Origin of the sequence: Vibrio profundi, assembly GCF_043642225.1 — a bacterium.
In the GTDB taxonomy this organism is placed as follows: domain Bacteria; phylum Pseudomonadota; class Gammaproteobacteria; order Enterobacterales; family Vibrionaceae; genus Vibrio; species Vibrio profundi_A.
The window spans coordinates 160474-181748 of sequence record NZ_JBHZSF010000007.1; the positions used below are offsets into that span (position 1 = coordinate 160474).

The 21275-nt window shown below is 40.2% G+C and carries 20 protein-coding genes; 14 read left to right on the forward strand and 6 right to left on the reverse strand.

Annotation, left to right across the window (positions count from 1 at the left end; genetic code table 11):
• Positions 1–12: 12 nt before the first annotated feature.
• Positions 13–954, reverse strand: coding sequence for an ADP-glyceromanno-heptose 6-epimerase (gene rfaD / locus ACHUFI_RS12985; protein ID WP_394249734.1), 942 nt, complete (start codon positions 952–954; stop codon positions 13–15).
• Between the two features lie 141 nt (positions 955–1095).
• Between rfaD and ACHUFI_RS12990 the strand changes: the two genes are divergently transcribed.
• On the forward strand, positions 1096–2259 hold the full coding sequence (locus tag ACHUFI_RS12990; protein WP_394249736.1) for a nucleotide sugar dehydrogenase: 1164 nt from the start codon (positions 1096–1098) through the stop codon (positions 2257–2259).
• Between the two features lie 106 nt (positions 2260–2365).
• Positions 2366–3010 carry a TetR/AcrR family transcriptional regulator gene (locus ACHUFI_RS12995; RefSeq protein ID WP_394249738.1) on the forward strand — a complete coding sequence of 215 codons (645 nt, stop codon included), beginning with the start codon at positions 2366–2368 and terminating at the stop codon, positions 3008–3010.
• A gap of 4 nt (positions 3011–3014) precedes the next feature.
• On the opposite strand, the gene ACHUFI_RS13000 is transcribed toward ACHUFI_RS12995, so the two are convergent.
• From ACHUFI_RS13000 to ACHUFI_RS13020, 5 genes are all read right to left on the reverse strand, one after another.
• Positions 3015–4142 (reverse strand): murein hydrolase activator EnvC family protein, encoded by a 1128-nt coding sequence (locus ACHUFI_RS13000; RefSeq protein ID WP_394249740.1) that lies wholly within the window; start codon positions 4140–4142, stop codon positions 3015–3017.
• A 43-nt stretch (positions 4143–4185) separates the two neighbouring features.
• On the reverse strand, positions 4186–5007 hold the full coding sequence (gene cysE, locus ACHUFI_RS13005) for a serine O-acetyltransferase (RefSeq protein WP_394249742.1): 822 nt from the start codon (positions 5005–5007) through the stop codon (positions 4186–4188).
• Positions 5008–5062: 55 nt separating this feature from the next.
• Entirely contained in the window at positions 5063–6091 is a 1029-nt protein-coding gene (gene gpsA, locus ACHUFI_RS13010; RefSeq protein WP_394249744.1) for an NAD(P)H-dependent glycerol-3-phosphate dehydrogenase, read from the reverse strand.
• Between the two features lie 125 nt (positions 6092–6216).
• A complete protein-coding gene (secB, locus tag ACHUFI_RS13015; RefSeq protein WP_394249746.1) occupies positions 6217–6684 on the reverse strand; it encodes a protein-export chaperone SecB in 468 nt (155 codons plus the stop codon).
• 102 nt (positions 6685–6786) lie between these two features.
• Positions 6787–7221, reverse strand: coding sequence for a rhodanese-like domain-containing protein (locus ACHUFI_RS13020; RefSeq protein WP_137358771.1), 435 nt, complete (start codon positions 7219–7221; stop codon positions 6787–6789).
• 352 nt (positions 7222–7573) lie between these two features.
• On the opposite strand from ACHUFI_RS13020, the gene ACHUFI_RS13025 reads away from it, so the two are divergent.
• The 12 genes from ACHUFI_RS13025 to ACHUFI_RS13080 all read left to right on the forward strand — a co-directional run bounded on the left by ACHUFI_RS13025 (position 7574) and on the right by ACHUFI_RS13080 (position 21274).
• Positions 7574–7816 carry a hypothetical protein gene (locus ACHUFI_RS13025; RefSeq protein ID WP_394249748.1) on the forward strand — a complete coding sequence of 81 codons (243 nt, stop codon included), beginning with the start codon at positions 7574–7576 and terminating at the stop codon, positions 7814–7816.
• A 103-nt stretch (positions 7817–7919) separates the two neighbouring features.
• Positions 7920–8594: a YjbF family lipoprotein gene (locus tag ACHUFI_RS13030; RefSeq protein ID WP_394249750.1), complete on the forward strand. Its 675-nt coding sequence runs from the start codon at positions 7920–7922 to the stop codon at positions 8592–8594.
• 18 nt (positions 8595–8612) lie between these two features.
• Positions 8613–9467 carry a capsule biosynthesis GfcC family protein gene (locus ACHUFI_RS13035; protein ID WP_394249752.1) on the forward strand — a complete coding sequence of 285 codons (855 nt, stop codon included), beginning with the start codon at positions 8613–8615 and terminating at the stop codon, positions 9465–9467.
• Entirely contained in the window at positions 9467–11731 is a 2265-nt protein-coding gene (locus tag ACHUFI_RS13040) for a YjbH domain-containing protein (protein WP_394249754.1), read from the forward strand. Before ACHUFI_RS13035 ends, ACHUFI_RS13040 begins: the two co-directional genes overlap by 1 nt.
• Positions 11732–12313: 582 nt before the next feature.
• Positions 12314–13450 (forward strand): polysaccharide export protein, encoded by a 1137-nt coding sequence (locus tag ACHUFI_RS13045; protein WP_394249756.1) that lies wholly within the window; start codon positions 12314–12316, stop codon positions 13448–13450.
• Positions 13451–13516: 66 nt separating this feature from the next.
• On the forward strand, positions 13517–13957 hold the full coding sequence (locus ACHUFI_RS13050; RefSeq protein WP_394249758.1) for an arsenate reductase/protein-tyrosine-phosphatase family protein: 441 nt from the start codon (positions 13517–13519) through the stop codon (positions 13955–13957).
• Between the two features lie 85 nt (positions 13958–14042).
• Positions 14043–16211, forward strand: coding sequence for a polysaccharide biosynthesis tyrosine autokinase (locus ACHUFI_RS13055; RefSeq protein WP_394249760.1), 2169 nt, complete (start codon positions 14043–14045; stop codon positions 16209–16211).
• 104 nt (positions 16212–16315) lie between these two features.
• Positions 16316–17356 carry a Gfo/Idh/MocA family protein gene (locus tag ACHUFI_RS13060; RefSeq protein WP_394249762.1) on the forward strand — a complete coding sequence of 347 codons (1041 nt, stop codon included), beginning with the start codon at positions 16316–16318 and terminating at the stop codon, positions 17354–17356.
• Between the two features lie 15 nt (positions 17357–17371).
• Positions 17372–18646, forward strand: a complete 1275-nt coding sequence (tviB, locus tag ACHUFI_RS13065; RefSeq protein WP_394249764.1) for a Vi polysaccharide biosynthesis UDP-N-acetylglucosamine C-6 dehydrogenase TviB — start codon at positions 17372–17374, stop codon at positions 18644–18646.
• Between the two features lie 22 nt (positions 18647–18668).
• Positions 18669–19619: a Gfo/Idh/MocA family oxidoreductase gene (locus ACHUFI_RS13070; RefSeq protein WP_394249766.1), complete on the forward strand. Its 951-nt coding sequence runs from the start codon at positions 18669–18671 to the stop codon at positions 19617–19619.
• Between the two features lies 1 nt (position 19620).
• Positions 19621–20202, forward strand: a complete 582-nt coding sequence (locus ACHUFI_RS13075) for an acyltransferase (protein ID WP_394249767.1) — start codon at positions 19621–19623, stop codon at positions 20200–20202.
• 4 nt (positions 20203–20206) lie between these two features.
• Entirely contained in the window at positions 20207–21274 is a 1068-nt protein-coding gene (locus ACHUFI_RS13080) for a DegT/DnrJ/EryC1/StrS family aminotransferase (protein ID WP_394249769.1), read from the forward strand.
• The last annotated feature ends 1 nt before the right edge of the window (position 21275 follow it).

Below are 21275 nucleotides of genomic sequence, written 5' to 3' on the forward strand. Positions count from 1 at the left end.
CTGATTCAGGACTTATTTATTTTGATGGGTCATATATTCCGCGACACCTTCAGCAACGGTTTTAAACTGGTAATCACAACCTGTTGCACGAAGCTTGGTTAAGTCTGCCTGAGTAAATTCTTGATACGCACCTTTCAAATGATCCGGGAATGGGATTGTTTCGATAGAGCCTTTCCCGTGGTGTTTAATCACAGCTTTTGCGACTTCTTCGAAAGATTCAGCGTTACCTGTACCTAGGTTGTAGATGCCGGAAACGCCATTTTCTAGAAACCATAAGTTGACTGCCGCGACATCACCGACATAGATGAAATCACGCTTGAATGTTTCGCTGCCTGCGAACAGTTTTGGGTTTTCTCCCGCGTTCATTTGATTGTTTAGGTGAAAGGCGACCGAGGCCATGCTGCCTTTATGTTCTTCACGTGGCCCATAAACATTAAAATAACGGAAACCTGTGATTTGAGAGAGCGTTTCATTGTGCGCAGCTGCATCTTCTTGTAGTCGGCGAACATAGTTATCGAACTGTTGTTTTGAATAGCCGTAGACATTCAGTGCGCCTTCGTATTCTTTTTCTTCGATAAAAGTGTCGGTCTCACCATAAGTTGCAGCGGATGAGGCGTATAAGAAAGGGATCTGGCGTTCAACGCAGTAATGAAGTAATTCTTTAGAGTACTCATAGTTATTGAGCATCATATACTTTCCATCCCACTCCGTAGTCGCAGAGCAAGCTCCTTCATGGAAAACAGCATCAATAGGGCCGAAATCGTCGCCAGCCATTACTTGGGTTAAGAAATCATCACGATCCATGTAATCGGTGATATCTAAGTCGACAAGGTTTTTAAATTTTTTACCGTTTTTTAGGTTATCTACGACTAGGATATCATTATGCCCAGCTTCATTGAGTGCTTTAACAATATTGCTGCCAATCATGCCAGCACCACCAGTTACGATGATCATAATTTCTTAACTCATTTGATTGTATAGTTGGCAAGAGTATAGCAAGGAAAAGATATCCTGAGCCAGTGGAATAATTTTTCGGAAAGAGTGTGGTGTTTGGGCCAAGATATTCAATAAATCTATGATTTTCGAGGCGAGCTAATGAAGATTTCGGTTGCAGGTATAGGTTACGTTGGGCTTTCAAACGCGATGTTATTAGCACAACATAATACAGTTGTGGCCGTAGACATTGTTGAAGAAAAAGTCGAACTTTTGAACAAAGGCATAGCTCCTATTGCCGATGAAGAAATTGAATATTTTCTATCTAATAAGTCATTGAATTTCAGGGCAACGATCGATAAGTCTACTTACAAAGATGCGGACTTTGTCATCATCGCTACGCCAACAGATTATGATCCTGATACCAATTACTTTAACACGAGTTCTGTTGAGTCCGTTATTAAGGATGTATTGAGCGTGAACCCTGAAACCACCATGATTATTAAATCAACGGTTCCTGTGGGTTATACAGAGAAAGTGAAGCGGCAGTTTCATTGCGACAATATTATCTTCTCGCCCGAATTTTTGCGTGAAGGGAAGGCGCTCTATGATAATTTGTATCCTTCAAGAATCATTGTTGGCGAGCAATCTGAGCGGGCTAAAGTGTTCGCTGATTTATTAGTACAAGGTGCAGAAAAATCGGACATTGATGTGTTGTTTACTAACTCAACGGAAGCGGAGGCGGTTAAGCTCTTCTCTAATACTTATCTCGCTATGCGTGTTGCATATTTCAATGAACTTGATTCTTACGCTGAAACGCACGGGTTGGATTCTCGTCAAATTATTGAAGGTGTTGGATTAGATCCTCGTATTGGTAACCATTATAATAACCCATCATTTGGTTATGGTGGCTACTGCCTACCGAAGGATACTAAGCAACTACTAGCGAATTACCAAAATGTACCAAATAACATTGTTGGTGCGATTGTGGATGCGAACCGCACTCGAAAAGACTTCGTTGCAGAATCGATTCTAAAGCGCAAACCTAAAGTAGTCGGTATTTATCGTTTAATCATGAAAGCGGGCTCAGATAATTTTAGAGCGTCTTCGATTCAAGGTATTATGAAGCGCTTAAAAGCAAAAGGTGTTGAAGTTATTGTGTATGAACCAGTCCTTAAAGAAGAGCATTTCTTTAATTCTAAGGTGCATACCGACTTGACTGAGTTTAAAAAACTATCTGATGTCATTGTCTCTAATCGTATGGTGGAAGAGCTTTCCGATGTCGAGAGTAAAGTGTATACGCGAGATTTATTTGGCAGTGATTAATCTTGGAGGTGGCTTGTTAAGCTCAACAGACCAGCATTGACTTACTCGATCTATCCGTTTAGAGCCGATATACTAAGCTTCTAAACGGATAGGGATACCAATAAAAATGAAAACACGCGATAAGATCGTTCATGCCGCTTTGGAACTTTTCAATGAGCATGGAGAAAGAAGTATTACAACCAACCACATAGCTGATCATATTGAGATTAGTCCGGGAAATTTGTATTACCACTTTCGTAATAAGCAAGAAATTGTCCGTGATATATTTACCCTTTATTCAGAAGAACTCCTTGAACGCTTTACTCCTATTCGAGGGCAGCAAGAGAGCTTAACGCTATTAAAGCACTACCTCGACTCGATTTTCACTTTGATGTGGAAATACCGTTTTTTCTATGCGAACTTACCTGAAATTCTGTCACGAGACGAACAACTTCACGAAGAGTACATCTCGGTTCAAGAGCGTTTACAAACTAACCTAGTTAATATCATGCAAGCATTTGTGGATATGAAGTTACTGAAAGTGAATGAGGCTGAGATGAAGTCAATGGTGACCTCTCTTCATTTAATTGCATCAAGTTGGTTGGCATATCAATCGGCCATGTCGCCAAAGGTGAAGATCACTGAGCAAGTGGTGCATCAAGGGATGTTACAAATGATTGCATTTGTGAAACCAATTGCGACAGAGCAGGGTATTGAGCAGTTACTGCTGCTAGAAGACGGTGTAAAAACGTTAAACGTCTCGAATGTATAGTTTCTTAATTCACTAACCACCTTTTAGGGTTCTGAGCTTGGCTGTTTCTTCTAATTTCAAAATACAGAGATGGTCGGGTTTGGCCTCCCGTATCACCTGCTAAGGCTATCGTTTCCCCTGCGGTGACTTTATCTCCTTCTTTTTTAACTAGTGCTTGGTTGAATCCATATAACGTCATGTCACCCTTGCCGTGATCGAGTAGCACGACTAGCCCGTAGCCTCTTAAATATTCGGCAAAAACAACAGTGCCCGAATAGACGGATTTAACGGCTTGGCCATATTTAGCATCGATCACCATGCCTTTCCAATTGACTTGACCTGTTTGCTTGGTTCCGTAATTGTGAAGCACTCTGCCTTTCACTGGCCACGGCAAGCGACCTTTTCGCTTGGCAAGTCCGTCCATAGGAATAGCATTTCTCTTGGCGGCTTTTGCTATCTCTGCTTTTAGACGTGTTTCATTTCTTTGTAGTTCCGCTAGGTAATTTTTGTCACCAGATATGTTCTTCTTAATACTTCCAACGGTTTTCTTTCTTTTAGATTGAGTGCTAGCGAGTTGATTTCTGTCTGCAGTTTGTTGTTTTAGTAGGTCAGATATGCGTTGCTGCTCTAGTGTCAATTGATGGTGCTCAGCTTGTAAGGCTTTCTGGGTAACTTCAAGTTCAGAAATCGTATTGGAACGAGATTTTGCTAGATGTTGGTAATACCGACTGATCCGGTCTTCTTCAATTCCGGTATTCAGAATGTGGGAAGGGGCTTTTGCTCGTTGAGTAACATAGTAAGTCTGCAGTAACTGTTCTAGTTTTTTAGTTTGTTGTAGATTTTGAACGCGCAGGGACTCGATTTTCTGATTGATATCGGCAATGTTGTCATTTGAAGATGTTAACTGCTTTTTGGAATGTGCTATTTTTTGTTCCAACGAAGCGATGTTTAACTCTTGTTTTTTTAGTGACTGTTGCAGTTTGTCTAACTTTTTTTGCTGCGAACTTAGATCTTGCTTCTGACGAGATATTTCACTCTTCACGCCTTTTAGTTCATTCTGTGAAGCACTAGTGACAAGAGGGCTGAATAGAACAAGAGATACGGAGAGCAACACTGGCGCAACAATGGTTCCCTTGTTCTTTTTCTTAAGCACGCTAGCTGCTCCTTACACAGGTCTGACTGAAGTTAGAGAGTTATTAAATTCCATCACCATGGATGAAGTTTTGGGACTTACCGTTGAAAGCTTGGTCCATATCGAGTGAAGGTTTGTCTGTTTTCGGTCGGCCAACAATTCTAGCAGGAACACCGGCTACCGTAGTATGAGGAGGTACAGGTTGCAGTACAACAGAGCACGAACCAATTTTTGCTCCTTCTCCTACCTCAATGTTACCAAGAATTTTTGCTCCAGCTCCAATCATCACTCCTTCTCTGATCTTAGGGTGACGATCGCCTCCTTCTTTGCCTGTACCACCAAGGGTAACATCTTGAAGAATAGAGACATCATTCTCCACCACAGCGGTTTCACCGATGACAATACCAGTGGCGTGATCCAACATGATGGCTTTACCAATTTTCGCAGCAGGGTGGATATCAACTTGGCAAGCAACGGATATCTGGTTTTGCAGGTAAGTTGCGAGTGCGATTCGACCTTGTTTCCAGAGCCAGTTCGCGACGCGATAGCCCTGTAGTGCATGGTAACCTTTTAAGTAAAGCAACGGCATGGAATACATTTCTACCGCAGGATCTCGGGTAACTGTTGCACAAATGTCACAGGCCGCGGAATCAATAATGCTTGGGTCTTCTTGAAAGGCTTGTTCTACAACTTCACGCACTGCCATTGCTGGCATGGATGCAGTTTTTAGCTTGTTGGCTAGAATGTAGCTAAGCGCTGCACCAAGACTGTCATGATTAATGATGGTTGCATGATAAAAGCTAGCCAGCATTGGTTCTTGTTCCGATTGTTTACGAGCTTCACGGACGATTGCTTGCCATACTTTTACTTTCTTACAATGCTTCATCAAATAATCCTTAAATTGATCTGGGCGCTATTGGTTAGTGTGATTTACTAACTTTTTATCGCTCTGCTTTTTTATCTCGAGCGAGGAGGTCTTGTGCGGCTAAATGTGCATCTTTATCTTGATACAACACTTGATAAATTTGGTCAACAATTGGCATCTCTACGCCCATTCGATTTGCCAATAACCACACTTCTTTGGTATTACGGTAGCCTTCAACGACTTGTCCAATTTCTTCTTGAGCAGTGTCAACGTCTTTACCCGATCCGAGTGCAAGGCCAAAACGTCGATTACGAGATTGGTTGTCAGTACAAGTTAGGACGAGATCGCCAAGTCCAGCCATACCCATAAAGGTTTCTGGTTGCGCTCCTAACGCTGCGCCTAGGCGAGTCATTTCAGCTAAACCACGGGTAATTAAAGCCGTGCGAGCATTAGCTCCAAAACCAATTCCATCTGACATTCCGGCACCGATAGCGATGACATTTTTGACTGCGCCACCTAGTTGCATGCCAGTAAAATCAGAGTTCGCATATACACGGAACGTTTTACTACAGTGGATCTTTTCTTGTAAATCTTGGACAAACTGTTCATCAGGGGAGGCGACAGAGATAGCCGTCGGCATACCCATTGCGAGCTCTTTAGCAAAAGTGGGACCCGACAGCACAGCAAGCGAATGTTGTTCGCCAAGTGTTTCGTGTGCGACATCTTTTAATAAACGACCAGTTTCTGGTTCAAGTCCTTTAGTTGCCCAGCAAATACGAGAGTGTTCAGATAAGTGAGGCTTTAGGCTGCTCAGAACCGTACCAAAAACATGGCTCGGCACGACCACCAAAATATCGCGAGTGGATTGAACCGCTTTTTCTAGGTCATCTTCAATAATCAGGCTTTCTGGAAAGTCGATGTTTGGCAAAAACTCATGGTTTGCACGATCTGATTGCAGGCGTTCCATGTGCTTTGGGTCATGTCCCCATAGAACAATATTAGCGCCATTACGTGCGAGTGAAATTGCTAATGAAGTGCCGTAAGAACCAGCGCCGATGACGGTCATTGCAATTTCTTTACCGTAGGTGTTGTTTGCTTTAGTCATATGTTTTCCTGATAGGAGTATTGAATAAACGACTTAAAAGAAAGTGAGTATAAATAAAAAATGCACATGGCATCCATATAAAAAGATGCAATGTGCATTTAATGTTCTACTTTTAAGCTACCTAATTAAGCTTGCTCGCCTTCTGCTTTTTGAGCTTGATTTTGTAGGTAGTTCATGAACAGTGCATCAAAGTTAACTGGCGCAAGGTTTAATTGTGGGAACGTACCTTTAACTACTAGGCTAGAGATAGTTTCGCGAGCGTATGGGAATAGAATGTTAGGACAGAAAGCACCTAGACAGTGCGCAAGTTGACCCGCTTCCATTTCTGTGGCAGAGAAAATACCACCTTGTTGAACTTCACAAAGGAACGCGTTCTCTTCCGCGTTTTTCACTGTCACGGTTAAGCGAAGGATAACTTCATATACACCTTCACCTAGCTCACGGCTTTGAGTGTCTAGATCCAGTTTTACATCTGGGTTCCACTCTTTTTGGAACATGTCTGGCGAGTTTGGCGCTTCAAAAGATACGTCTTTTAGGAAGATGCGTTGGATTGCGAAGTTTTGTTGTGCTTCTTGTGGTGCTGCTTCAGCCATTTTTTATTCCTTAAAAATTATTGCTTTAGATTTGGTTAAGTTAAAGCAACCAAATCTTGATATTCTATGCGGGCCAAGTTTAAGCGTAGCCGATTGCCGACTCTACTTTTTGCCTTTGACCAGTGGCATGTTTGCTTCACTCCAAGCGACAAGGCCGCTTTTTAGAAGACTGACATTTTCAAAACCAGCTTTAGCTAGTAAGTTCGCACTTGCTTGAGCTGTTTGACCAGTTTTACATACCACAATGATTGGGTCAGCTTTACGGCTTTCAAGGCTACCAAAGTTATTTGCCTTGATATCTGAAGGTAAAATGTGAACTGCGTCAGTAATATGACCTTTCTTAAACTCATCTTTAGTTCGGATATCAACTACTACGCCGTTTTCTCGGTTTAGTAACTGTGTAGTTTGGGCCGCTGTGATTTCTTTGTATGCCGCCGTTGATGTCTTAACGATATTCATAATGATCGCTACAACAAGGCCGATCCAAACAACGGCGAGAATCATGTTCTCTTGAAAAAATGCTACGTATTCTTGCATATCCTGCGCTCTTACCATTTTAGGGCTAAAAATAATCAGCCCGAAGTATAGCTAGGTTTGGCAATTCATGAAACGGCATTGTGCATAAATCAAAACTTCCCCAGAAAGTTTAATGTCGGGTGACGTTAGTATCACTCGCTGATAAGTTGTTGTAATAGGCTGATACTATATCAGGTGTGTAGATAAGCATTTAGATGTGAAATTAGTTGAATCTTTAAGTCTGGTTAACAATTATGCATTTACTTAATGTATGACAGCCTCTATCATTGATAATTAGTTGTTTAAGCTGAACAACTTGTTGGGGCAAGTTATTTTTGCCCTAGTATAAACGTTTATATAAATAGGGAACTCTATGAAAAAGATTGCTTTAGCGGCAGCACTAGCTGTTAGCTTCTCAGGCGCTGCACTTGCAGCAGCAGAATCAGCAACAGCTGGCGCAGCTTCGACTGGCGGTGCAGCCGGTGGTGCAGCAGCTGGTGCTGCGGCGGGTACAGCTGCAACTACGGCTGTAGCTGTTGGTGCAGTGGCGGTAGCTGGTGCAGTAGCAGTAGCTGGTAACGACAGCGGTGCAACAACAACTACAACAACTAACTAATTTGTTGGTTGAGTAATCTAAAAACCATTTTATGTGCAAGCATAAAGTGGTTTTTTTATACTTGCTGTACGTAAGTGATATAGCTAGGAAGCACAAGATAAAAATGATTAAACCTCTTATCGCCTCTTTAGGCTTGCTGATGGCGGGCTGTTCTCAGAATTTTCAAGATCTTAACACTACTTTCGATGAAGCTATGTTTGGTGATGCCGATGTGGCAACTACGGCTGAGTACATTCAAGAACTTCCTTATGCCAGTATGTATGCGGAAATAAATGATCAGGGAAAGATATTTATGGTGTTGGCTTTTGTAGGTCAAAACCCTGAAACTGGAGCAGAACAATTAAAGTGGATGTCGTCTGATAACGCTTTGTTCGTAACCGAAAACGGTCGCGTAGTTCAAACTTTACTGCTTCCATATGAAAATCTTTCTGGGTTATCGATGAATCCAATGAGTATTGTGGTACCAAACTTTGATGTATCTGAGGCTCCTAAAACTCAAAAATGGCAATCAACATATGATTGGCAGCCGAATTATCGCTTTGGCTACAGCGCTAACACCGTCCGTACTTACGTGAATCAAGAAACCATTCAAACACCATTAGCTACGTTCGAGACATATAAGTTTGTCGAGCAAGTGGCTTTTCCTGCATTAGGTCAGGAAATTAAAAATGAATATTGGGTCGATGACCAAGGCAGGGTAGTGAAAACCGTCCAGTACCTTGGCCCTGATATGACTCGTCTCGAGCTAACTTTACTCAAACCATATCAAGCAAACTAATCGGTGGTGATAAGCAGAATGAAATCATTATTGAAATTGGGTAAGCGTACAGCTTTAGTTTCGCTTTTCACTTCGTTATTCTTCTCAAGCGTTGCACAAGCCCTTTCTTTAGAGCCAGAAGCTCAAGAACTACAACTTACTGTGGAACTACCAGTTCAGGGAGTTACCCTTAATTACTCACAGCCCATTCGTTTAGAGCAGGTATTGAATGATGCAAATGCTAATGGTGCGTTAGGTTATTTTCCACTATCAGCACAATTGTTTGACCTCAATGCACAACAGCACGTTGATACTTTAAAAGTACAAGTGATTGAACAGTTGAATCAATTGGCACTTCAAGAACCGCAAGTAAAGTCTGTGATTGCACAGTTAGAGTCCTTTGATTATCAAGCGCGTTACTTTGTTGATTTAGACAGAAACGTAGTGATCTCACAGCCAGAGAAAAATCCGCTCTTACTTTTAAAAGATATACCGCTTTCAAAAGGGAAGGCGCTGGAATCAGGCAAGCCAAACCAATCGCAGCACTTCTCGCAGCACTTCGAGTTATATCTAACCCAAAGACCAACAGATCTAACTTTGATTGGGGCTGTAAAACAAGCACACAAACTTAAGTTAATTGAACATGGCCAGTTAGATAACTACTTATCTTCACTACCAAAAGGTGAACTGTTAGAGATCGCAGATAAGAGCACAGCATTTGTTATTCAGCCAGATGGCCATGTTGATGAAGTAAGTTACGCCTACTGGAATAGTAAACAAGCTTATTTTGCACCCGGTGCGACTCTATTTATTGCTTTTGATTCACTACCGTCTGATTTTTCAGGTTTAAATCAAAATATTATCGAACTTCTACGTCATAAGGTTAATTTGTAATGTCGGCTAATCAATCATTTCCATTAACTCTTCTTGCAGGTTCTATTACTGGTGTTTTAATAGCTATCAGTAGCTTTTCTGCTACGGCGCAAGAACAACAACCTTCTGAAGTAGATGTTTCTAGTTTTGATGAGCCGATTTTTAAACATTCACAAATGGACTTTGGCGGTGTCGGATTAATGCAAATGCCAACTGCTCGTATGGCTCCTGAGGGTGAATTCAACTTAAGTGCGTCATTTAATAATGAATACTATTTTTATGCTGTAAGCCTACAATTGATGCCTTGGCTGGAAACCACCATTCGATATACGCAAACACAGGATGTTCTATACAGTGGTGGTAATGCAGGGGATCCAAACTGTTCGGCAGATAATTTTAGCGGCTGTAATAAGCATACAGATAAAGGTATTGATTTCAAACTCCGCGTGATAGAAGAGAGCTATTACTTGCCGGAACTATCTGTAGGCGTGCGTGACTTTGGTGGTACGGGATTGTTTGATGGTGAGTTCGTTGCTGCTAACAAAAGGTTCGGCCCACTGGATGTTACTTTAGGCATGGGTTGGGGCTATATGGGCACCAGTGGTAATTTTACCAATCCATTCTGTAAAGCTAGTGATAAATTCTGTGATCGACCATCAGATACCAAAGGTAATGGTGGTATGGTCGACTTTGAGCGATGGTTCAGGGGAAATGCTTCCATTTATGGTGGACTAGAATATCAAACTCCATACAGACCTCTTACGCTAAAGCTAGAGTATGATAGCAATGATTACTCTCAAGACTACCCAGTTACAAACGGCGCGGTAGTTATGACACAGCATACACCTTGGAATGTAGGTGCGGTTTATCGCTTTAACGATTGGGCTACAGCGAAAGTGAGTTATGAGCGTGGGGATACCTTAACCATGGGCTTTGACTTAACCACTAACTTCAATGAAATAACCTCAATTTGGCGTGATACGGAAGCCGCAGAGCTTCGCCCTACTGAAGCGAGCAATATGGATGAGGTTGATTTAGCTAAACTAACAGAACAGTTAGATACCATTGCAGGCTATGAGCAAGCGCAGGTTCTGGTTGATGACAATACGCTGGTGGTGAAAGGTGAACAGGTTAAATACCGCGACCGCGAAGTAGCACTTGAGCGTGGTTCTACAGTGATTGCTAATCACATTCCTGATTACATCAATACGTACCAAATTGTTGAAACCAGCAATGCTGGCGAGCTTTCACAAACGGATATTAATGCACAGCAGTTTAAAAAATCTGCCAGCTACTCTTATTTAGATGCTGATATCAAAGACTCGATTCAGAATAGAGATGTTGCAGCGACTTCAGCTGTGGATTACCACGATGCACGAGAGCGTTTTGATGTTTCAGTGTCTCCAAACCTAGCCCAATCTTTCGGTTCTGCTGAAGATTTTTACCTGTATGCTTTGGGTTTGTATACCAACGCCTCTTTCTGGGCGAATAAAAATATTGAGCTGTCAGGTTCTCTGTATATCAACCTTATCGACAACTACGACAAGTTTAACTACACAGTTCCAGAAGACGGTACTGATCAAACCGCAAGGGTGAGAACACTTTTCCGTGAATATGTAGAAGAGCCAGTTCGTTTAGACCGTTTGCAACTAACTTGGTTTGAAGATTACGGTAGCGGTATTTACAGCCAAGCTTATGCGGGTTACCTAGAGAGCATGTTCGCTGGTGTCGGTGGTGAAGTACTTTACCGTCCATATAATAGTAACTGGGCTATTGGTGCCGATGTAACAGCGATTAGCCAACGTGACCCAGACAGCTGGTTTGATACTTTTGATGAAGAGTGGCAGGCACACCCAACGGACCCGAGTCGTTCATATCGAGTTATTGATAAAGGCACCACAGGTTTCGTGACTGGTTACTATATGCCTCAGTGGGAGTTTTTGAGCGATACGTTATTTAAAGTTGGCTACGGTAAGTTCTTAGCTGGCGATGTAGGCACCCGAATTGATTTCTCAAAACAGTTCAAGAGCGGCGTAATTGCTGGCGCGTTTGTAAGCTTAACCGACTTAAGTGAAGAAGACTTTGGTGAAGGCAGCTACACAAAAGGCTTTTATGTATCGATTCCATTTGATCTGTTAACCGTGAAACCAAGTTCAAACCGAACTCAATTTACATGGCAACCTTTAACTCGTGACGGCGGACAGGTATTAAACAAACAGTACAGTCTGTTTGAACAAACCGACGCAAGATCGCCATGGTTCCAAAGGCCAAGTAAGGTGGAATAAAGCGAAGATACGAATAACTTAAGAGCAGATACGAGTAAGCGGGATTCGAGATGCGATGAGTTCAAGAATAGGTTAGAGTATACGAGACGCGGGATGTGAAGAGCCTGTGCTTTTTCGCATCCCGTCACTGCCCTTTTATCTTTTCGTTTACTCGACACCCGCATCTCGAATCTACTCTTTTGTCTTTTCGCCACTCGTTTACTCGAATCCCGCTACTGCTCTTAGGTGTGCAACTTTATTCTTATTTTTCCAAGCGCCTAACCATTCAACAAGGTTGATAATACAGACAAACTGTGGATAATACATACGGATTAAATTTGAGCATGTTTTTGATGCGTGCTTTATAAAATCACCATTGGCTTTTCTTTTACTGTTCAAGGACCGCTTCTGGTGCACAGACAACTACGCAGTGTGATGTCGCGTATATCAACGGGCGGTAGCGTGCCCAACAGTGATTTAAAATGGAACCGATATCAAAATATCACTCCTTTCACCCTCCGTTTAAGCCATTGCCAATGGTAAGGTCATCTATCTTGTATCACTTGGACGTGATTACATTTTCTCAACAATGATTTGGTTAACATGAAGATTAAGAAAAATCGTCTCCTTCTTGCGTTATTGCCCGCTTTATTAGTTGGCTGTACTACTCCAGGCACGCACCTTACCACCGATGATAAGAATGTGATCCTTCCATCTGAGGAACAACTATCTGCGGATATTTCAGATGTTGTTAACCTTTACCCTCTAACCGCTCAAACGGTGTCTAGTTATAAGAGTCAAACTAAGTCTATATCTCAAGCTAACCCAGAACTAGATATTGAAATTGCAAAATATGAGTATAAGGTGGGTGTTGGTGATATCCTTAATATCACAATTTGGGACCATCCTGAGCTGACTATTCCTGCAGGCTCTTATCGTAGTGCTTCTGAAGCGGGTAACTGGGTACATGCCGATGGTACCATTTTCTACCCTTATATTGGTACAGTAGAAGTTGCAGGGAAAAGTGTTCGTGAAATTCGTACGGATATAACAAAACGTCTAGCACAATATATTGAAAGTCCGCAAGTAGATGTTAGTGTTGCAGCCTTTCGTTCAAAAAAGACATATATTACGGGAGAAGTGTCGAGTCCTGGACAACAAGCAATTACCAATATTCCTCTGACACTGCTTGATGCCGTAAACCGATCTGGTGGACTTTCTGAGAATGCAGATTGGAGAAACGTATCGTTGACGCGCAATGGTATTGAAGAGAATGTTTCTTTATATGGATTAATGCAACGCGGTGATTTAACTCAAAACAGATTATTACAAGCCGGAGATATTGTTCATGTACCGCGTAATGATAATCAAAAAGTGTTTGTAATGGGTGAAGTCAATGAGCCTAGATTGCTCAAAATTGATCGTGCTGGTATGAGTTTAACTGAAGCTCTTGGACATGTTGGTGGCATTAACCAGTTTTCTGCGGATGCTACGGGCGTATTCGTCATTCGTACTTCAGATGACAAATCTCAACGTATGGCTGATATCTACCAATTGAATATGGATGATGCATCTGCCCTAGTTATCGGAACAGAGTTTGATCTTAAACCCTATGATATTGTTTATGTGACTGTTGCACCGATCAGTCGTTGGAATCGTGTGATTGGACAGTTAGTTCCTACTATCACTGGCTTCAACGAGTTGACAGAAGGTGTTTTACGTATTCGTAACTGGCCTTAAGTCAAGATAGGTTGAATATAGGGCCACATGCTTATGTGGCCCAGTTTATATGGTTTATAGTAATTTATGTTTGATAAAATTCTTGTAGTTTGTGTTGGTAATATTTGTCGCTCCCCTACCGGAGAGCGAGTGTTACAAAAATTAATACCACATAAGCAAGTAGCATCAGCAGGTATCGCTGCTGAAAAAAGCCATTTGATTGGTAAATCCGCAGATGAAACAGCTATTCTTGTTGCGGCGGAAAATAGTGTTGATTTGGAAGGTCATCAATCACAGCAAGTCACTTCACAGCTTTGCGCACAATACGATCTGATCTTAGTGATGGAAAAAGGGCATATGGAGGCGCTAACTGAAATTTCTCCAGAAGCCAGAGGAAAGACTATGTTGTTCGGACAATGGATTGGTCAACAAGATATCCCCGACCCTTACCGCCAAAGCCGAGAAGCTTTTGAACACGCTTATATATTGATTGATGAAGCAGCGCAAGCTTGGGCGAAAAAACTGTAAGTTAGCCGATGGCATGGGTTAAGGCTGTTTATTTAGAATAAACCACTCGATAAAAATAGTACTAGTTTCAGGAAATAATAACTCGATGACAATAAAACAACCTTTCTCATCACAAATTGAAAAATCAGATGAAATTGATTTAGGAAAGCTATTTGGGTCATTGATTGATGCCAAATGGCTGATTGTTATTTCAACCGCAATTTCTCTTGTAGGTGGTGTTGCGTTTGCCCTAATTTCTACACCGATTTATAAAGCTGATGCATTAATTCAAATTGAAGAAAAAAGTAGTGGTGGGATATCTTCTATGTTGGGAGATATGGGAGAGGTCTTTTCTAAGGAATCCTCATCCACAACAGAAGTTGAAATTATAAAGTCAAGAATGATTCTTGGTGATACAGTAGATAAGTTTAACTTAACTACAATTGTATCACCTGGATACTTCCCTATTATTGGTAAAGGTATTGCTAGACTTCGAGGTCATAATAATAGCATACAAATTGACAGGTTTCAGGTGCCTGAAAAATACAACAATGATAAACACTCTATTCGTACTTTAAGTGAGTCAACTGGAGTATATGGTCTTGTTAGGGACGATGTTATTGTTTCTGAAGGTCGTGTCGGTGAATTGTTAGTTGTAGATGGTTATAAGATCTTTGTATCTGAACTGCATGCTCGTGAAGGATTTGATTTTTACGTAGATACTATTAGTCGTTTCGAAGCAATTGAAAAGCTCAAAGGGTTCCTTTCTGTTTTTGAACAAGGAAAAAAAACCGGCATACTAAAACTCAGTTATGAAGGTGAAGATAGTAAGGAAGTCGAGGAAATATTAAACAGTGTTGTTCAAAACTATTTTCTTCAAAATGTAAAGAGAAACTCTGCAGAAGCTGAAAATAGTTTGGTTTTTCTACAAGGTCATTTACCAGGAGTTAAAAATAAATTAACAGAGTATGAAGATGTTCTAAATAACTTTAGACAAGAGAATGAATCCATAGATTTAGGACTTGAAGCTCAATCTACCCTAAAAGTCATGGTTGGTTTAGAGGCTCAGTTAAATGATTTAACCTTTAAAGAAAGTGAAATTAGTCAGAGATTTACTAAAGATCATCCAGCATATAAGTCCTTATTGGATAAACGTGAAACTTTGTTAAAGGAAAAAGAAAGACTAAATAAGCAAGTTCAAAAACTCCCTAAAACACAGAGAGAAGTCTTGAGGATGACTCGGGATGTTGAGGTTAATCAACAAATATACATCCAGTTATTAAACAAGGTTCAAGAACTAAGTATCATAAAGGCTGGAACAATAGGTAATGTTCGGATTTTAGATTATGCTCAAATCTATACAAAACCAGTGAAGCCAAAGAAATTGATCATTGTACTAATGGCATCTGTTATTGGTTTTATGCTTAGTGTTATATATGTGTTAATTAGGGTTACCTTACATAAAGGCGTTGAGTCTCCAGAACAGATTGAGCAAATAGGATTAGCTGTCTATGCTGCAGTTCCAAAGTCAGATTTGCAAATGGAGTTAACAAATAGATTTAAATCCAAGAGAAGGTTGAGTGAGGGAACACAAGCTTTGCTCGCTGAGTCTAACCCGGCAGATCTATCTATTGAGGCACTTCGTGGGTTACGTACCAGTCTTCATTTCGCAATGCTTGAAGCGAAGAATAATATATTAATGATATCGGGGCCTGCACCAGGTATTGGAAAGTCTTTTATTTCTACAAACTTTGCTGCTGTGGCAGCAAAGACAGGACAGAAGGTATTATTAATTGATGCAGATATGCGCAAAGGATATTTGCAGCACAGCTTTGGTCTCAAATGGGATAATGGCCTTTCTGATTTATTAAGTAATAAGTGTGAGTTTTCGCAATCAATTAAATCTACTCCAGTAAAAAACTTAGAAGTTATTACTCGTGGTCAAGTACCCCCAAACCCTTCAGAGTTGCTGATGCATCCGCGATTTGCTGAGCTTATGGAGTGGGCGTCAAAAGAATATGACTTAGTGATTGTTGATACACCGCCAGTGTTAGCGGTTACAGACCCTGGTATTGTTGGTGCATTTGCTGGCACTACCTTGATGGTTGCGCGCTTTGGACAAAATACTATAAAAGAGATAGAAATAGCCCGTAATAGGTTTGAACAGTCTGGTATTGAGGTTAAAGGAGTTATCTTTAATGCAATTGAAAAGAAAGCGTCAAGCTCATATGGTTACGGTTATTATAACTATGCATATTCAAGTGATAAAAAATAGATTTAACAAAGAATAGACGAAATATATTGTATCAACTCAACAAAAATGTCTCAGTGCTCCAAGAGCACTGAGATATTTTTTTAAGTTAAAGGAATGGCACTCCAATGATAAACAAAAGAAAAATACGTATTGCTGTGGTCGGGTGTGGCCGAATTTCTAAAAACCACTTTGGTTCTATACAGCAATTGTCTGATGAATATGAGTTAGTTGCAGTGTGTGACAATAATCCCAATGTACTATCGGAACACATTGCAAAGTACCAAGTACCAGGGTATTCATCTCTTGATGATTTATTACAAAGTATCGATTTAGATGTAGTTACACTGTGCACTCCTAGCGGTATTCATGCATCACAGACTATAAAAGCTGCGCAGGCTAAGATTCACGTGATTACTGAAAAACCAATGGCAACTAAATGGCAAGATGGTTTAGATATGGTTAGAGCTTGCGACGAGGCAAACGTACGTTTGTTTGTTGTTAAACAAAATAGACGCAACTCAACTTTGCAGCTTTTAAAGCGAGCAGTTTCAGAGAAACGCTTTGGTAAAATTCATATGGTGCATTTGAATGTATTTTGGACTCGCCCTCAGGAGTACTATGATCGTGCATTATGGTCTGGTACTTGGGATATGGATGGAGGGGCCTTTATGAATCAAGCTACACATTATGTAGACTTGATGCATTGGTTGATTGGTCCCGTTGAAAAAATTCATGCAATGACGTCAACTCATCGAGATATTGATGTGGAAGATACTGGAGTAGTAAATATCAAATGGCGTAATGGGGCTTTAGGCTCTATGGCTGTGACTATGTGTACATACCCTCAAAACCTAGAAGGCTCGATTACTATTTTAGGCGAAAAAGGTACAGCGCGCATAGGTGGGGTTGCGGTTAATGAAATTCAAGAATGGAATTTCTCTGAAGAGAAAGACTATGATACTGAGATTGAAAATGCTAATTATCAAACAACTTCCGTTTATGGTTTTGGTCATCCTCCTTATTTCCAAAATGTTGCCGATGTTTTACGTGGTAAGGCTGAACCTGAAACTGATGGTAGGGAAGGCCTTAAGTCACTTGAGTTATTGATCAGCACTTATCGCTCTGCACGTGATAATAAAGAAATTGGCTTACCATTGAATTTATAAAATTGAGAAAATAAAATGACGTTAGAAAATCTAAATATTGGTATTATTGGGCTTGGGTATGTAGGGCTACCATTAGCTGTAGAATTTGGGAAAAAGTACAATACGATAGGTTTTGATATTAATGCACCACGAGTTTTAGAACTGACCAATGGAACGGATTCAACGTTGGAATGTACTGATGAAGAATTAGAGTCAGCAAAACACCTATCTTATACGTGTGAATTAAGTGATATAAAAAATTGCAATTTTTATGTGGTGACAGTTCCTACTCCTATAACAGATGATAATACTCCGGATCTGACTCCTTTGAAAAAGGCATCAGAAGCACTAGCTAAAGTGGTTTCTAAAGGAGATGTTGTTGTATTTGAGTCTACGGTATACCCAGGTGCTACAGAAGAAGTATGTATTCCGATTATTGAAAAACTATCTGGCTTGATTTTCAATAAAGATTTTTTTGCTGGCTATAGCCCTGAACGGATCAATCCAGGTGATAAAGTAAATCGTCTAACAACGATTATGAAGATCACTTCAGGTTCTACAACTGAGATTGCAGATTATGTAGACTCTGTTTATTCATCGATTGTCGATGCTGGTACACATAAAGCTTCGTCTATCAAAGTAGCAGAAGCAGCAAAAGTTATTGAAAATACACAACGAGATTTAAATATTGCAATCATTAATGAGTTTGCAAAAATCTTTAATAAGCTTGGAATTGATACCGAAGAAGTTTTAAAAGCTGCTGGAACAAAATGGAATTTTCTACCATTCAAACCAGGTCTTGTTGGTGGTCATTGTATTAGTGTTGACCCTTATTACCTTACCCACAAAGCCCAAGAGGTTGGCTATCGACCAGAAGTGATTCTTGCTGGTCGTCGTATTAATGATGGGATGGGTGAGTATGTAGCTACACAATTAGTGAAAAAATTGGCCAGTAAAAAAATTCATATTGATGAGGCAAAAGTGCTTATTTTAGGCTTTACGTTTAAAGGTGATTGCCCAGATGTGCGTAATACTAAAATTATTGACATTGTGAAGGAGCTAAAGGACTTCAATATGACTGTTGACGTACATGATAGCTGGGCGTCTAAAGAGGAAGTCATGCATGAGTATGGTATTGAGCTCACTGATACGTTAGAAAGCGGGAAATATGATGCTGTAATACTGGCAGTTGATCATAGTGAAACAAAAAGTATGGGAATAAATGCTATTCGAGGTTTATGTAAGCCGGAACATATTGTATACGACGTTAAACATGTATTGCATCACACTGAAGCTGACATCCGCCTTTAATTTATAGTAGGAATATTTCATCATGAGGCAGTTTGCACTAATAGGTACCGCTGGTTACATTGCTCCTAGACATTTAAAAGCAATTAAAGATACGAATAATAATTTGGCTGTTGCCATGGATATCGCAGACTCTGTTGGTATTATGGATATGCATTTCCCCAATGCAGAATTCTTTACGGAGTTTGAAGACTTTGCTGCTTTTGTTGAAGATGAAGCATTAAAGGGTAATAAGTTAGATTATATTTCAATTTGTACCCCAAATTATCTTCATGCGCCACAAATGAAGTTTGCTTTGAAAAATGGCATTGATGTTATTTGTGAGAAGCCACTAGTTCTAACTGCTTCAGAAATCGATATTCTTAAAGAGTATGAAAATAAATATGGAGCAAAAGTAAACTCTATACTTCAACTTCGTTTGCATCCATCAATTATTGCCTTACAAGAAAAGGTAGCTCGATCTCCAAAAGAGAAAGTATTTGATGTCGATTTAACCTACATGACATCACGTGGTAAATGGTACCTCAAATCTTGGAAAGGTTTTGACCACAAATCAGGTGGTGTAGCAACCAATGTAGGTGTTCATTTTTTTGATATGCTTCACTTTGTTTTTGGTGATATTAAAGATAGTGAAGTCCATTACCGTGATGAAAAGACAGTTGCCGGCTATCTTGTTTATGAAAAAGCTAGAGTGAAATGGTTTCTCTCTATAGATGAAAATAACTTGCCTGATAATGCTATTCAAGGAGAGAAGAAGACCTATCGAAGCATAGACATTGAAGGTGAGGAGTTGGAGTTTTCGGGGGGCTTTACTGATTTACACACTCAAAGCTATCAAAATATTCTTGCAGGGAATGGCTACGGTTTAGAAGAAAATAGGGTCGCTATAGAGACTGTTGAAAAGATCAGAGTTGAAAGAATAGTAACGGATTCTAGTAATCAACATCCATTACTACAGAAGTTAGGAAAGTTCTAATATGAGTTATTTTAAACATGATACGGCTATCGTTGACGAAGGTGCTCAAATAGGCGTGGATAGCCGAGTGTGGCATTGGGCTCATGTCTGTAGCGGAGCCAAAGTTGGTGAGAGCGTATCTTTAGGTCAAAATGTATTTATTGGCAATAAAGTTACCATTGGTGATAAATGTAAAATCCAAAATAATGTATCTGTGTATGATAACGTACACTTAGAAGAAGGCGTATTTTGCGGACCAAGTATGGTCTTTACCAATGTGTATAATCCACGATCTTTAATTGAACGAAAGAATGAATACCTCGACACAGTTATTAGGAAAGGTGCTACTCTTGGTGCTAATTGTACGATTGTTTGCGGTATTACTATTGGTGAGTATGCATTCATTGGTGCCGGCACAGTCGTAAATAAAGACGTCAAGCCATTTGCATTAATGGTCGGTGTTCCTGCAAAACAAATTGGTTGGATGAGTGCCTATGGAGAAAAGCTAGATTTACCATTAAAAGGTGACGGTGAAATAACTTGTCCACATACACAACAAAAGTATTGCTTGCAAGGCGAGCAGTTAAGTTTAATTTCAGAGTAAGAAAATGCATTTTATTGATTTAGAAGCACAGTATAATCACCTAAAAGAAAGAATAGATACTCGTATCCATGCCGTGCTTCAACATGGTAAGTATATTATGGGCCCCGAAGTTTTCGAATTGGAAGAAAGGCTTGCGGATTATGTTGGCGTTAAACACTGTATCACTTGTGCAAATGGTACTGACGCACTTACATTATCAATGATGGCTCTTGGTATAGAAGACGGTGATGCGGTATTTTGTCCTACGTTTACATTTTTTGCTACTGCTGAAACAATCGCGTTTGCTAACGCAACTCCGGTTTTTGTTGACTCCGATGAAAAGACTTTTAACATTTGCCCAATTGATCTTGAGCTTCGGATTAAAGAAACAATTTCTCGTGGTGATTTGAAGCCAAAAGCCATCATAGCTGTCGATTTATTTGGTTTACCAGCGAATTATCCAGAAATAGAAAGAATTGCAGAAAAATATAATTTAAAGCTTATTGAAGATGCTGCGCAAGGCTTTGGTGGTTCCATTAACGGTAGAAAAGCAGGCTCGTTTGGAGATATAGCAACAACAAGCTTTTTCCCGGCTAAACCTCTCGGGTGTTATGGTGATGGTGGTGCTATATTTACGGACAACGACGAATATGCTGAACAGTTAAGGTCACTAAGGGTTCATGGACAAGGAAGTGACAAATACAATAATATAAGAATAGGTGTGAACAGTCGCCTTGATACTATTCAAGCTGCAATTTTGTTGGAAAAATTGAAAGAGTTTCCAATAGAATTAGACAATAGAAATAGAGCGGCACTTAATTATAGTCAAACTTTACCCAAAAGTTTAGTATTGCCTGAACTTCCTCATGGATACACATCCTCTTGGGCTCAGTATACAGTTAAGGCTGAACAAAGAGAAAAAATAATTGAAGAGTTCAGAGCGAAAAATATCCCTGTGATGATCTATTATGCTACCTGCATGCATGCTCAACCGGCTTTTCATTATCTTAACTATTCAGCCAATGACTTTCCAGTTGCTAATAAGTTATCTAAAGAAGTTTGTAGTTTGCCAATGCATGGTTATTTAAAGTAGG

Coding starts and splice junctions, on each gene's coding strand:
- ACHUFI_RS13020 (WP_137358771.1), bottom strand. CDS start 7,221: ATGCAAGAATACGTAGCATTTTTTCAAGAGAACATGATTCTCGCCGTT.
- rfaD (WP_394249734.1), bottom strand. CDS start 954: ATGATCATCGTAACTGGTGGTGCTGGCATGATTGGCAGCAATATTGTT.
- tviB (WP_394249764.1), top strand. CDS start 17,372: ATGACGTTAGAAAATCTAAATATTGGTATTATTGGGCTTGGGTATGTA.
- ACHUFI_RS12995 (WP_394249738.1), top strand. CDS start 2,366: ATGAAAACACGCGATAAGATCGTTCATGCCGCTTTGGAACTTTTCAAT.
- ACHUFI_RS13045 (WP_394249756.1), top strand. CDS start 12,314: ATGAAGATTAAGAAAAATCGTCTCCTTCTTGCGTTATTGCCCGCTTTA.
- ACHUFI_RS13030 (WP_394249750.1), top strand. CDS start 7,920: ATGATTAAACCTCTTATCGCCTCTTTAGGCTTGCTGATGGCGGGCTGT.
- gpsA (WP_394249744.1), bottom strand. CDS start 6,091: ATGACTAAAGCAAACAACACCTACGGTAAAGAAATTGCAATGACCGTC.
- ACHUFI_RS12990 (WP_394249736.1), top strand. CDS start 1,096: ATGAAGATTTCGGTTGCAGGTATAGGTTACGTTGGGCTTTCAAACGCG.
- ACHUFI_RS13055 (WP_394249760.1), top strand. CDS start 14,043: ATGACAATAAAACAACCTTTCTCATCACAAATTGAAAAATCAGATGAA.
- ACHUFI_RS13070 (WP_394249766.1), top strand. CDS start 18,669: ATGAGGCAGTTTGCACTAATAGGTACCGCTGGTTACATTGCTCCTAGA.
- secB (WP_394249746.1), bottom strand. CDS start 6,684: ATGGCTGAAGCAGCACCACAAGAAGCACAACAAAACTTCGCAATCCAA.
- ACHUFI_RS13075 (WP_394249767.1), top strand. CDS start 19,621: ATGAGTTATTTTAAACATGATACGGCTATCGTTGACGAAGGTGCTCAA.
- ACHUFI_RS13025 (WP_394249748.1), top strand. CDS start 7,574: ATGAAAAAGATTGCTTTAGCGGCAGCACTAGCTGTTAGCTTCTCAGGC.
- ACHUFI_RS13035 (WP_394249752.1), top strand. CDS start 8,613: ATGAAATCATTATTGAAATTGGGTAAGCGTACAGCTTTAGTTTCGCTT.
- cysE (WP_394249742.1), bottom strand. CDS start 5,007: ATGAAGCATTGTAAGAAAGTAAAAGTATGGCAAGCAATCGTCCGTGAA.
- ACHUFI_RS13040 (WP_394249754.1), top strand. CDS start 9,467: ATGTCGGCTAATCAATCATTTCCATTAACTCTTCTTGCAGGTTCTATT.
- ACHUFI_RS13060 (WP_394249762.1), top strand. CDS start 16,316: ATGATAAACAAAAGAAAAATACGTATTGCTGTGGTCGGGTGTGGCCGA.
- ACHUFI_RS13080 (WP_394249769.1), top strand. CDS start 20,207: ATGCATTTTATTGATTTAGAAGCACAGTATAATCACCTAAAAGAAAGA.
- ACHUFI_RS13050 (WP_394249758.1), top strand. CDS start 13,517: ATGTTTGATAAAATTCTTGTAGTTTGTGTTGGTAATATTTGTCGCTCC.